This window comes from Bacillus sp. PK3-067 (genome assembly GCF_056738645.1).
Genome location: NZ_CP096490.1, coordinates 5382501 through 5396290, shown reverse-complemented (window position 1 = coordinate 5396290; position 13790 = coordinate 5382501). Strand labels below are relative to the sequence as shown.

Here is a 13790-nt window from a genome sequence, read left to right as displayed (position 1 = left end):
AGTAAACAATAAAGGTGAATATAGTTGTTTTCAGGAAGATAGGTGAACAAATATGTCCTTTATTGATGAAGAAAATTATCGTATGAAACGTGCAGGAAAAAAGAAGCACAAAGGTATAGTTCTTTCTAGTATAGCGGGAACAATTGTAGGAGCTTCTTTATTCGCGTTTGGAGCGCCTTTATTTTCAAATTCTGCTGATACGCTTCCGCAAGCTGAAGCAAGCGGAAGTAATATGGCCGAAACTCAAGGGATTAAACAGATTAGCTTTGTAGATGCTGTTGATCGTGCATCTGAAGCTGTTGTGGGTGTTATTAACATTCAACGAGATAACTTTTCAGAGGCAGATTCAGAGGCCGGTACAGGATCAGGAGTAATTTATAAAAAGACAGATGGTCAAGCTTATATTGTAACGAATAATCATGTTGTAGCTGGAGCGAATCGTATTGAAGTAAGTCTAAGTGACGGTAAGAAGGTTCCTGGAAAAGTATTAGGAACCGATGTAGTCACAGACTTAGCTGTATTAGAAATAGATGCAAAGCATGTGAAAAAAATAATTGAAATTGGCGATTCTAATACTGTTCGCAGAGGAGAGCCAGTTATTGCGATTGGAAACCCGCTTGGACTGCAATTTTCTGGAACAGTTACACAAGGTATTATTTCAGCTAATGAACGTATTGTCCCTGTAGATTTAGATCAAGATGGACATTATGATTGGCAAGTAGAAGTGTTACAAACAGATGCAGCGATTAATCCGGGGAATAGTGGCGGTGCGCTTGTAAATGCAGCAGGACAATTAATTGGTATTAATTCAATGAAAATTGCTGCAAAAGAAGTAGAAGGAATCGGCCTTGCTATTCCGGTGACTAGAGCTGTTCCGATTATGAATGAACTTGAGAAGTATGGAAAAGTAAGAAGACCATATGTTGGGATTGAACTTAGGTCATTAAATGAAATTCCAAACTATTATTGGTCAAAAACATTACATTTACCAGGTACTGTAACAGAGGGAGTTTGTATTTTGGATGTGAAAAGTCCTTCGCCAGGTGCGGATGCTGGTTTAAGAGAACATGATGTTATTGTGGCGGTAGATGGAAAACCGATTCGCGATATTATTGGATTCCGTACGGCCTTATATGATAAGGAAATTAATGATAAAATGACTCTTACGTTTTATCGTGGCACAAAAAGAGTAACAACAACAGTGAAATTAGGCATTCAAAAGTATTAAAAACAGGAGGGCCTACCTCCTGTTTTCTATTGTAGAAAAGTGAGGTGAAGAAAATGAATTTACCTTGTTGTTTAGAGCATGTTGAATTAGCGTTAGATATTATTGTGGATGAGTGTGAAGTTGCGCCAGTTATCAACAATGTGGATAACTCGGAAAAAGAGAAAAAAACATGTGAATTTTGTCAAAATGAGGCGACATATGTTGTATCGAACACAGATTCTCACACAATATGTGGGTAGTATTTGTGGATATGTGGATAAGTTTTGTGGATAACATGTTTGTAAGGTGGAGGATACGTGTGAATATCTCGATTATTTCAATTGGGAAATTAAAAGAAAAATATTTGAAACAAGGTATAGCAGAATACTTAAAACGATTATCTGCATACGCAAAAGTAGAAGTAATTGAATTGCCTGATGAAAAGGCGCCAGAAAATTTAAGTGAAGCAGAAATGTTAATTGTAAAGGAAAAAGAAGGTATACGTATACTGGATAAAATTTCTGATGACACACATGTGATTGCATTAGCTATAGAAGGAAAGCAAAAGTCATCAGAAGAATTCGCGATAAGTCTAGATCGCCTTGCTACATACGGAAAGAGTAAAGTCGCATTTGTAATTGGTGGATCACTTGGACTAAGCTCAGAAGTGATGAAGCGTTCAAATGAATCACTTTCTTTTTCAAAGATGACATTACCACACCAATTAATGCGATTAGTGTTGCTTGAGCAAGTGTATAGAGCGTTTCGGATTAATCGTGGGGAACCGTATCATAAGTAATGTATTCTATATAAAACACTGATATTATCATATTTATTTTATTATGCCTATAACTGGAGGCTATGTGAATGGTAAGTGATCAGACGAGATATTCTAGGCTCGCGAATATAACAAAAATAATAAATACGAAATTAGAACTACGTGACGTATTGCAGCGTGTGACAATGGCGATATCAGAGGAGATTGTTAGGTGCGACGCTGTTGGAATTTATTTACCCCAGGAAGATGGAACATTTAGAGGGTTTGCAGGAAAACCAGAGACTATAAATGGTGTAACGCTCGATACTCAAGTAATTGATCCTGAAATAGACTTACTGGCAAAAGAAGTTATTGAAACGAAAAGAACCATCTATATTCCTGATACCTCAAAGGATCATCGACCAGATCCGAGACCGGTTAATGCATTCAAAATTAAGTCCTTATTAGCTCTGCCTATCTCATTTGGGCAAGAGTTATTTGGTCTGGTTTTTTTATTTGATTATGGAATTCCGATGAACTTAACAGATTCAGAAATTCAAAGTGTTGAAGCTTATGTAAATATGGCTGCGGTTGCAATTCAAAACGCAAATAATTTAAAACAAAAGGAAAACCTTATTGCTGAGAAACAACTGTTACTAAATGTTACACGTGATTTATCGATGTGTTCCTCGATACAGGAGAGTTTTGATAAATGCTTTTTTTACCTAGAACAGATTTTAGAGAGTAAAAATATGACTGCTCATCTTCTAGATCCGCTAGACAAAACAACAATTAAAACAACGAAATTAAGTAAGGACTGTCATTGGACAGAAGCGGATTGGACAGAGAAAAGCTATGAAGCCAAGATCCAAGAGGTTATTCAAACAAAAAATATAGATAGTAAGGGTCTATTGATGATTCCATTGGTTTCGATGGGAGAAGTATTAGGGGTAATCGTCGTTGGCAAAGAAGGAAAAGCTCACAATTATGATGATTCCCAACTTCAACTAGCAAAATCTATCGTTGATGCCACAGCCCCTACGTTTTCGAATTTGTTGTATATGGATCAACTAGAGAGCATAGTGGAAGAGCGAACGAGAGAGTTAGCTGCTGCTAATGAAAAAGTTACAAGTGTGATTGAATGTATTACGGATGGATTTTTTATTTTAAATAATAAATGGGAATTTACGTACGTAAATAAGCACCAATATTTTCCGCAAAGAAAAACAGCAAAAGATGTATTAGGAAAGAATATATGGAATGTTTTCCCGAGTGAAATTGACACAGTTATGTATAAGGAATTTCATCGTGCGATGTCAGAGCGAACTACAGTTCATTTCGAATTTCTTTCTACTGCAGATGAATATTGGCACGAAGTTATTGCATACCCATATGATGATGGTATTTGTTGTATTTTTAAAAACATAACGGAAAAAAAGAAATATGAACAGGAATTGAAACGATTATCCAATATAGATTTAATAGGGCAAATGGCAGCAGGTATCAGCCATGAAATTAGAAATCCAATGACAACAGTACTGGGATTTTTACAGTTATTAAAAGAAGAGAATACCTATGAGAAACATAATAAGTACTTTTATTTAATGATTGAAGAACTTAACCGTGCCAATTCTATTATTACTGAATTTCTCTCAATGGGTAATACAAGGAAATTGGATTTGCAGATGTTAGATTTAAATTCAATTATCCGCGATATTATTCCTTTAATAAAGATTGATACGTACAATCAAAATAAATATATTCAAGTCGATACAAATGACATTCCAGAATTACTTTTAAATCGTAATGAGATACGGCAATTATTAATGAATCTATATCGTAATGGCTTAGAAGCGATGAATACAGGGAAAGTTCTAACCATTAGCACTTACAAGGAAGGTCAAAATTGTGTGGTGCTTGCAGTGCGGGATCAAGGAAAAGGTATCAGGCCTGAAGTATTAGAGAAACTGGGCACGCCGTTTTACACGACCAAAGATAATGGAACTGGATTGGGGTTAGGTGTATGTTATGCCATTGCTGCCCGCCATAATGCAAAAATAGAAATTCAAACAGGATCGGAAGGCACTACCTTTTTTGTTAAATTTAATTATGAAAATAATAAAAAATAACCTTATTTAGAATAGTTACGATGAACCGTATCATAAATAAATTTATTCTTTGTATATAAAAGGATAAAAAGACCATTGGACAAAAATTACCGATGGTCTTTTAAATATTATTAGATGGTATGTAGATTTCCTAAAATAAGTATGTTTCTATTTCCATAAAAATATGCTGTAATATGAAGAGGAAAAAGTATAAGTAGTTAGAGAAGTGAGGAATTAAAGGTGAAGAAGTTTAAGAAGTTTTACTTGGAGATTACGAGTGTATGTAATCTTGCGTGTAGCTTTTGTCCGCCGACGGAAAGGCAGAAGCAATTCATTTCTGTGGAGGATTTTGCTAAAAGATTAGACCAAATTAAACCTCACACAGACTACATTTATTTGCACGTGAAGGGTGAGCCGTTGCTCCATCCGAAAATAGATCAACTATTAGACTTAAGTCATGAAAAAGGGTTTAAAGTTAATATTACAACGAACGGAACGTTAATTAATAAGAGAAGACATAGGCTGTTAAATAAGCCTGCGTTAAGACAAATGAATTTTTCACTGCATAGTTTTGATGGACATCCAGGTTCGCAAGATAAAGAGGGCTATGTAAGGAGTATACTTTCCTTCATTAGGGAAGCGACAAGTCAATCAGATTTAATTGTATCGTTAAGGTTATGGAATTTAACTCAGGATAATAAAACAAATGCTGAAATCCAGAAAAATAGAGAGTTATTATCTATAATTGAAAATGAATTTGATCTATCTTATCAAATTGAAGAGAAGCTTACACCAGGAAAAGGTATAAAAATTGCAGAACGTGTCTTTATTAATCAAGACTATGAATTCCAGTGGCCAGCATTACATGAGGAAGAGGATGATGGGAAAGGATTCTGTCATGGACTTCGTAATCAAGCGGGTATTTTAGCGAATGGAACAGTTATTCCTTGTTGTTTAGATGGTGAAGGGATTATTAACCTTGGGAATATTAATAATGATTCATTTTCTAACATTATTGAAGGTGAAAGAGCAACAAACATTGTCGATGGATTTTCGAAAAGAGTTGCGGTTGAAGAACTTTGCAGGAAATGTGGATATCGCAAACGGTTTGGGAAGTAAATATGAAATAAGCCCTCATTAAAGCGAGGGCTTATTTTTTTATTCTTGATAAGAATGCTCTAATTCATCAATTAATGAACCAACGTAAGAAACAGCTTTACGGATTGCATCTGTTTTTGACATATCTACTCCGGCATGTTTCATTAGTTCAAGTGGTTTCATTGTACCACCAGCACGAAGCACATCTAACCAGCGATCAATAGCAGGTTGTCCTTCCTCTTTAATCATTTGAGCTACTGCAGTGGATGCAGTGAGGCCTGCGGAATATGTATAAGCATATAGACCCATATAATAATGAGGCTGACGCATCCAAGTTAAGCCCGCACCTTCATCGATTTCTACAGAATCTCCCCAGAATGTCGAAAGGACATTTGTTTTAATTTCAGTTAAAGTTGTAGCTGTAAGGGCCTGTCCTTTTTCTGCTAGAGCATATACTCTACGTTGATATTCACCCTCAAGTAAATGAGTAACAAAGTTGTGATAATATGTGCCAAGTAGTTGTAGAATGACCCATCTGCGCATTCTCTTATCGTCAGTAGTCGCTAGTAAATGCTGAGCTAATAGTAATTCATTCATGGTTGATGGTGCTTCAACAAAGTACATAGATGGGCGTATGTTCATGATACGTTGGTTTTTATTTGCTAAATAGAAATGACCAGCATGTCCAAATTCATGTGCTAATGTAAAGCATCCACGCATCGTATTTTGCCATGTAATTAAAATATAGGGATGAGAGCCGTATGGACTTGAGCAAAATGCCCCTGTTGATTTGCCTACGTTATCTGCAAGATCTACCCATCTTTCTTTGAATCCTTTTTGGATTATGGAACTATATTCATCGCCTAATACTTTTAAAGAATCTTGAATGAGCGTGCCTGCTTCTTCATAAGTAATCGCCGGATTAAATTCGGGATCTAAAGGTGCATGTAAGTCACAGAAAAGCATTTGATCGAGTCCTAATACTCTCTTTTTTAAATCTGCAAAACGGCGCATATGAGGTGCTAGTTCTTTATAAATAATATCAAGTTGGTTGTTATACATTTCAAGTGGAACCTTTTGTGGTTCTAATAGCATATGAGTAACGGATTCATATTTACGTAAACGAGAAAGTGTTACTTGTTTTTTTACTTCAGTAGCATATGTTGTGGCAATTGTATTTTTATATCGTTTTAGTGTGGAAACAAATGATGAATATGCTTTTCGACGTATATATGTGCTTGGAGAAAATTCATATTTGCTTTCAAATAATGAGAATGAAACAGGAAGTTCGTTTCCTTGTTCGTCTTGTATAGAAGTGAAATCCATATCGGCCAATTTAGTCATGCCGTAAATTTTGTATGGAGAACTATGAACTTCGCCAAGTGCAGCAAGTGCTTCTTCTGTTTCAGGAGAGAGTGTGTGCTGTCTTTTTTGTAGTATCTCTAGTAAAGATTTACGGAAAGGTTCGAGTTTTGTTTCTTCAGTTAAACATCTTTCAATTGTTCCTTCGTCGAATGAGAGGATTTCATTATGAATAAAGGATAGTGCAGTATGTACTTTCGTCCATAAAGCAGAAATTTTGGAAGAGTTCGCTTGAATACTTGGATTTGTACGATCAGTAGCTTCTTTTAAATTTGCATATGAGTACAGTTTTGTTAACGTCATTAAAAGCTCTTCTTCTAAAAGTAGGCAATTTAATAAAGTGTGGGAGCTAGTATGTAAATGCCCTTTAAATGAATCAAGTTTCTGTATATCATTTTCCAATGCGTTTAATGCAGTATGCCATTCGACATCAGAATTATACAAATCGGATAAATCCCATGTTAGTTCAGCGGGTACCTCTGCGCGATTAAGGCGATTTTCTATTACATTTTTCAAGTCGTATCTCCCCCTTATTAAGACTATCTAAACACATAATACTAGAAAATTCAGTTAAATTAAAATGTTTTACATTTTCATATACAAAAAAGAAGGACAAGCATGAAAATGCTTGTCCTTCGAGTTAATTTAAGAATTAATATACTTTGTCACCATTGAAAATCGAGTTTTTCACGACAACATAATCTACAGTACGAATAGCGTCTAATTTTGTTCCGCCAGCGTAAGAGATAGAAGATTGAAGATCTTGTTCCATTTCGATTAACGTATCTTCTAAAGAACCTTTATGCTCAACGAACATTTTCTTACCTTCAACGTTTTTCTTCTCACCCTTTTGGAATTCAGAAGCAGAACCGAAGTATTCTTTATAAAGTTTTCCATCTCTTTCAATTGTTTCCCCTGGAGACTCTTCGTGACCAGCGAATAGAGAACCGATCATGACCATAGTTGCCCCAAAGCGAATAGATTTAGCTACGTCGCCGTGTGTACGAATACCACCATCAGCGATAATTGGCTTACTTGCAGCTTTTGCACACCAGCGAAGTGCAGCTAGCTGCCAACCACCAGTTCCGAAGCCTGTTTTAATTTTAGTAATACAAACTTTACCAGGTCCAATACCAACTTTTGTTGCATCGGCACCAGCATTTTCTAATTCTCTTACCGCTTCTGGAGTTCCAACGTTTCCAGCAATAACGAAGCTCTCTGGTAAATGTTTTTTAATATGTTGAATCATGTTAATCACAGCATTAGAATGACCGTGTGCGATATCAATCGTGATATATTCAGGTGTAAGTTGCTCAGCAGCTAATTGTTGTACGAATTCATATTCGTCCTCTTTTACACCAACGCTGATAGAAGCGATTAATCCACGTGATTGCATATCTCTAATGAATGAGATTCGTTTCTCTGGTTGGAAACGATGCATGATATAAAAGTAGTTGTTCTCAGCTAAATAAGTTGCAATTCTTTCATCAATAATCGTTTGCATATTTGCAGGCACGACAGGTAATTTAAATTTATGTTTTCCTAAAGTGACAGTTGTATCACATTCAGAGCGGCTATTTACAATACATTTTGCAGGAATTAATTGAATATCTTCATAGTCAAATACGTTTTCCATCATTTACACCCCTAAAATACGAATATTTTATTTTTATTAATCAAAAATGTTCGTCCATAGGATAATTTACATTATTTTTATTAAGAAGTCAAAGGATTTCTTAACATTTTTTAAAAAAGTAGATTTTACATCTGAAAAAAAACGTTAAAAACGAATTTAAAACATTTTTTTGTTTTTATTGTTCGTTTATGGGAAGGGTTGAAAAATTAAGATAATTATACAAGGTTGTATGTATTCTTTTTATTTTTTTGATTGGATGTAGGATACTATAAAAAGGTTAATGCTAACAATACGAGCAAAAGATGTTATCAAGTAGTTGAACAATATATGAAATGAAAAGGTTTATTTCTATATAAAAAGATGAATCTGGCATGATTCACCTTTTATGTGAGGTTTCAAGTATAATAAGTAGGGTGATAGTAACGTATACAAAAGATAAAAAAGAAAATAATACAGAATAAAATGAGGTTAATATATGAGTAAAAAAAGTTTTTCTGATTATAAATTAAGTAAGGAAATTGTAAGGGCACTTACTGGGTTAGGGTATGATCATCCAACAGAAGTACAAGGTGAGGTTATTCCAGTTGCATTACAAAAGAAGGATCTTGTTGTGAAGTCCCAGACTGGAAGTGGAAAAACAGCTTCATTTGGTATTCCACTTTGTGAAATGGTGGAGTGGGAAGAGAATAAACCACAAGCATTAGTTTTAACACCAACGAGAGAGCTTGCGGTACAGGTAAAAGAAGATATTACAAATATAGGTCGATTCAAAAGGATTAAGGCTGCGGCAGTTTATGGGAAATCTCCATTTGCACGTCAAAAATTAGAATTAAAGCAAAAGACACATATTGTAGTTGGGACTCCTGGTCGTGTGTTGGATCATATTGAGAAGGGTACCCTTTCTTTAGAGTGTTTGAAGTATTTAGTTATTGATGAAGCAGATGAGATGCTAAATATGGGCTTTATCGATCAAGTAGAGGCAATTATTGATGAATTACCTACAAAAAGAATGACGATGTTATTTTCAGCAACACTTCCAGAAGATGTTGAGAAATTGTCTCGTACATATATGAATTCACCAACTCATATTGAAATTAAAGCGGCTGGGATTACGACGGATAAAATTGAACATACTCTTTTTGAGGTGATAGAAGACGAGAAGCTTTCACTACTTAAAGATGTAACAACGATTGAGAACCCTGATAGCTGTATTATTTTCTGCCGTACACAAGAAAATGTAGATCATGTATATAGACAATTAAAACGAGCTAACTATCCCTGTGACAAAATACATGGTGGTATGGTACAAGAAGATCGTTTTGAAGTCATGGATGATTTTAGAAAAGGAAAATTCCGTTATTTAGTAGCAACAGATGTAGCTGCGAGAGGAATTGATATTGATAATATTACACATGTTATTAATTATGATATTCCACTTGAAAAAGAAAGCTATGTACATCGTACTGGAAGAACGGGACGAGCTGGAAATAGTGGAAAAGCTATTACATTTATAACACCATATGAAAATAGATTTTTAGAAGAGATTGAGGAGTATATTGGATTTGAAATTCCAAAGGCAATTGGACCTTCAAAAGAAGAAGTTATGAAAGAGAAAGCTGCATTTGAAGAAAAGCTACATGCTAAACCAATTATAAAGAAAGATAAAAATGCAGACATCAACAAAGGCATTATGAAGCTGTACTTTAATGGCGGGAAGAAAAAGAAAATTAGGGCGGTAGATTTCGTCGGTACAATTGCTAAAATTAAAGGTGTTACAGCAGAAGATATAGGTATTATAACGATACAAGATAATGTTTCTTATGTTGAAATATTAAATGGAAAAGGACCACTCGTCTTGAAAGTCATGAAGACTACAACGATTAAAGGGAAACAACTAAAAGTTCATGAAGCAATTAAGTAAATAAAAAACTATCCACTTTAATAGGTGGATAGTTTTTTATTTATGATTCTTTTAAATCATCCACTAGTTGCTCCGCTAAACGTCTATACATATTACTCATAGTCACGAAGGATGTTAGTAGTAGAAATTTTTCTAGCTTTGTATCTTCTAAGGAAGAAATCTCATTTACTTCTGTAACACGGTTATTTACGTCTTGTTTAAAGCTTTCGACATTGCTTTCAGTAAGAGCAAGATAATTTTTGTATAACGTATTTAATTCGAATGAATCATCATTTAATAAGGAGTCATTTATAGTTTCTAATGAACTTTTTATGTCGTTAATGGAGAGAGCTCCCTTTAATTGATAAATTAGGCTAATTAAAATCATATGCTCTTTTGAATACTTTTTATTTTTGATGGGGATGAATAGTTTTCCTTTTGCGTAATTATTAATCATGGTTTTGGTTAATACTTTTTCATCATCAGTTCTCGTTGTATCTGCATAAGTATTCTCAAATAGTTGAACAACTTGATCTACATATAAGTCAACATTTGGAATATCCTCAAGTTTAATGTTTTTTTCTAAATGCAATGTCTCAAGTAATTCATTTATATTTTCCACGTAGAATCCCTCACTTTTATAACTTAGTGGAACTTAATGTTTAATATATCTTTAAATATGGTATTACGAAACAAATGAATTGTAAATGTTGACCTTAAAAAGAAATGTGTATATAATTACATGTAGTTATCAAAACTACATGTAATTATATGAGGGGTGTTATTATGAATGCTTATGTAAGGGAACCGGTTAATGCATTTACTCACTTAGGTGGAGCAATATTATCATTTATTGCCTTATTAGCTATGCTTGTGAAAGTTTCTATCAAGATGCCATCATTTGCTGCAATTACAGCTGTTATTTTGTTTGGTATTGGAATGATGGTCCTTTATACGGCGTCAGCTGTGTATCATAGTGTTGTGGCCAATGAACGTGTTATTTACTTCTTTAGGAAGCTAGATCATTCTATGATTTTTATATTAATTGCAGGTACATATGCACCCTTTTGCTTAATTACATTAAATTCAGCAAGTGGTTTACTATTATTTTGTTTAGTCTATGCAACTGCGATTTGTGGCATTGTATTTAAAATGTTTTGGTTTAATTGTCCAAGATGGTTATCGACAGCAATTTATATTACGATGGGTTGGTTAATTGTGTTATTCTTTGCACCGTTAGCTGAGAATTTAAGTACAGGAGGCATTATTTTCTTAGTACTTGGGGGCATTTTTTATACAATTGGTGGATTTATTTATGGAACAAAGCCAAAATGGTTAGAGTTTAAATATATGGGGCATCATGAAATTTTTCATGTTTTTGTATTATTAGGTAGTCTTGCGCATTTTCTAAGTGTATATTGTTATGTAATTTAATAAAAAAACGCCACATAATAAAAATTATGTGGCGTTTTTTTATTACCTGATTAGAATCGTATATGTTATAAATTTATTATGGGATAAAATGTAAGTTTCTGTGTTCGCATGTTAAACATAGGATAAGAAATATGTGATATACTTTGAGAAGTTTATAATGAATGAAATATGGAGGACTATAATTATGGCAATACTTGTAACAGGTGGAGCAGGATATATTGGTAGTCATACATGTGTAGAATTACTAAATAGCGGTTACGAAGTTATAGTAGTGGATAATCTTTCGAATAGCTCGGTAGAATCTATAAATCGAGTGAAAGAAATAACAGGAAAACAATTTAAGTTTTATAAAGAAGATGTTTTAAATCGCGAAGCGCTTGACGCAATTTTTGAAGAAAATGCAATTGAAGCAGTTATTCACTTTGCAGGATTTAAAGCTGTAGGGGAGTCAGTAGCGATTCCATTAACATATTATCATAACAACATTACAAGCACGTTAGTGCTATGTGAAGTAATGCAGAAACATAATGTAAAGAAGATAATCTTTAGTTCATCTGCAACTGTATATGGTATCCCGGAAACGTCACCGATTACGGAGGAGTTTCCATTAAGTGCAACAAATCCATATGGTCAAACGAAATTAATGATTGAGCAAATTATGCGTGATGTAGCATTTGCAGATGCAGAATGGAGTATCGCATTACTTCGCTATTTCAATCCATTTGGTGCACACGAAAGTGGGCGTATCGGAGAAGATCCAAATGGAATCCCAAATAACTTAATGCCATATGTAACGCAAGTAGCGGTAGGTAAGTTAAAAGAATTAAGCGTATTCGGAAATGACTATCCAACGAAAGATGGAACAGGAGTCCGTGATTACATCCATGTTGTGGACTTAGCAAATGGTCATGTAAAGGCGCTTGAGAAAGTATTGAGTACAACGGGAGTAGATGCTTATAACCTGGGCACAGGTATGGGCTATAGTGTACTAGAGATGGTTGAAGCGTTTGAAAAAGTTTCGGGCAAGAAAGTTCCTTATAAAATTACAGAGCGTCGCCCAGGTGATGTAGCAGTATGTTTTGCTGATGCATCGAAAGCAAAGCGTGAATTAGGCTGGGAGGCAACACGTGGATTAGAAGAAATGTGTGCAGATTCTTGGAAATGGCAATCAAATAATAAAAATGGCTATTTAGAAGTTTAATGATGTATATAAAAAAATGACCTTTGCATAAAAGCAAGAGGTCATTTTTTATTAATTTTATTAGCGAACCTAGAAAAGAGCGTTCGCTGTTTTAAATGATGTGATTTTACAATATCTTATGCTAGAAGGTAGTAGAATGAGATAGAGGAATGTATTATTTTATTAATTTTTTATAGAAATTGAAAGCGTATTATTGAAAAGTATTCCAACACTTGTATCATTGCTAGAGTCCGTTTATAATCAAGGAATCCTAGTTCATGTTTTAATAGGATTATTTATTATTGAAAGCGTTTTAAGTTCGCTCCTTTTTGAGGTAGGAGGTCTGACTTATTTGAATGAAAAATTATGTATGTAGTTTTAAATGGGAAGAAAAATAATATAAGTATCACTTTATAGTGTGGGGAGGTTAAAAGTGTGAAAGGTAAAGATTTTCACACGAATATATATGGGTTATGTAGGATTATTACTTTCAGGGGCAGCTTTATTTTTAAATAGTCTTGTTATATTAGGGAAAGCAGAGATGAAAAGTGCGGGTGTTTTTAATTTATTTGTGGGTGCACTACAAATTATTATTCCGTTTTATTTGATCATGATTTCTGACCAAAGCAATTGGACAGTGTATTCATATGCGGCTACTTTCTTATTTGGATTAACTTATTTATATGTAGGTGTTACTTTTATAAAAGGAATGGATAGTAGTGGTCTAGGATGGTTTTGTATTTGGGTAGCAATTATAGCCTTATTCTATATGGTTGTTTCATTTGTTCAATTCCATGATGTTGTTAATGCGTTAACATGGTTTATGTGGGCATTACTTTGGTATTTATTCTTTGTATTAAATACACAAAAGAAGAACATTAATCAATATCTTGGAAGGATTGCCTTCGTACAATCATGGGTAACATTGACTTTACCTTCACTCTTTTATTTTATGGGAGTGTGGGGAGAGGGATTTGTATATGAACTATGGGTTTATGTATCAGTAATTTCTATTTTGTACTTCTGTTATTGTATTTATAAATATCGAGTACGTTAATATATTTTCTGTAGAGAAGCATGGAATCGTTAAACGAATTCCATGCTTTTT

12 protein-coding genes are annotated in these 13790 nt (G+C 34.2%); 9 read left to right on the top strand and 3 right to left on the bottom strand.

Annotated features, from left to right (window positions below):
* Positions 1–52: 52 nt before the first annotated feature.
* The 5 genes from M1D73_RS27750 (at position 53) to M1D73_RS27730 (ending at position 5191) form a co-directional block, all read left to right on the top strand.
* Positions 53–1228 carry a S1C family serine protease gene (locus M1D73_RS27750; RefSeq protein ID WP_000008033.1) on the top strand — a complete coding sequence of 392 codons (1176 nt, stop codon included), beginning with the start codon at positions 53–55 and terminating at the stop codon, positions 1226–1228.
* 53 nt (positions 1229–1281) lie between these two features.
* Positions 1282–1467 (top strand): CxxH/CxxC protein, encoded by a 186-nt coding sequence (locus M1D73_RS27745; protein WP_001052827.1) that lies wholly within the window; start codon positions 1282–1284, stop codon positions 1465–1467.
* 59 nt (positions 1468–1526) lie between these two features.
* Complete coding sequence (gene rlmH, locus M1D73_RS27740; protein ID WP_001027000.1) at positions 1527–2006, top strand: 23S rRNA (pseudouridine(1915)-N(3))-methyltransferase RlmH; 480 nt, start codon at positions 1527–1529, stop codon at positions 2004–2006.
* Between the two features lie 68 nt (positions 2007–2074).
* The gene (locus M1D73_RS27735) at positions 2075–4093 is read left to right on the top strand and encodes a GAF domain-containing sensor histidine kinase (RefSeq protein WP_000253115.1); all 2019 of its coding nucleotides are present in this window, start codon (positions 2075–2077) and stop codon (positions 4091–4093) included.
* Positions 4094–4312: 219 nt separating this feature from the next.
* A complete protein-coding gene (locus M1D73_RS27730) occupies positions 4313–5191 on the top strand; it encodes a radical SAM/SPASM domain-containing protein (RefSeq protein ID WP_000713633.1) in 879 nt (292 codons plus the stop codon).
* 39 nt (positions 5192–5230) lie between these two features.
* Here M1D73_RS27730 and pepF read toward each other — a convergent pair whose 3' ends face one another.
* Both pepF and guaC read right to left on the bottom strand, forming a co-directional pair.
* Entirely contained in the window at positions 5231–7048 is a 1818-nt protein-coding gene (gene pepF, locus M1D73_RS27725; protein ID WP_098212638.1) for an oligoendopeptidase F, read from the bottom strand.
* Between the two features lie 136 nt (positions 7049–7184).
* On the bottom strand, positions 7185–8168 hold the full coding sequence (gene guaC, locus M1D73_RS27720) for a GMP reductase (protein WP_000432447.1): 984 nt from the start codon (positions 8166–8168) through the stop codon (positions 7185–7187).
* Positions 8169–8643: 475 nt separating this feature from the next.
* Between guaC and M1D73_RS27715 the strand changes: the two genes are divergently transcribed.
* Positions 8644–10089 carry a DEAD/DEAH box helicase gene (locus M1D73_RS27715; RefSeq protein WP_000039351.1) on the top strand — a complete coding sequence of 482 codons (1446 nt, stop codon included), beginning with the start codon at positions 8644–8646 and terminating at the stop codon, positions 10087–10089.
* 40 nt (positions 10090–10129) lie between these two features.
* On the opposite strand, the gene M1D73_RS27710 is transcribed toward M1D73_RS27715, so the two are convergent.
* Complete coding sequence (locus M1D73_RS27710) at positions 10130–10690, bottom strand: DUF1836 domain-containing protein (protein ID WP_000427879.1); 561 nt, start codon at positions 10688–10690, stop codon at positions 10130–10132.
* Between the two features lie 164 nt (positions 10691–10854).
* Here M1D73_RS27710 and trhA point away from each other — a divergent pair, with 164 nt between their 5' ends.
* From trhA to M1D73_RS27695, 3 genes are all read left to right on the top strand, one after another.
* Entirely contained in the window at positions 10855–11502 is a 648-nt protein-coding gene (gene trhA / locus M1D73_RS27705) for a PAQR family membrane homeostasis protein TrhA (protein ID WP_000995363.1), read from the top strand.
* Positions 11503–11686: 184 nt separating this feature from the next.
* Positions 11687–12703, top strand: a complete 1017-nt coding sequence (gene galE / locus M1D73_RS27700; RefSeq protein ID WP_000996540.1) for a UDP-glucose 4-epimerase GalE — start codon at positions 11687–11689, stop codon at positions 12701–12703.
* 445 nt (positions 12704–13148) lie between these two features.
* On the top strand, positions 13149–13739 hold the full coding sequence (locus M1D73_RS27695; protein WP_000542569.1) for an AmiS/UreI family transporter: 591 nt from the start codon (positions 13149–13151) through the stop codon (positions 13737–13739).
* Positions 13740–13790 lie beyond the last annotated feature (51 nt).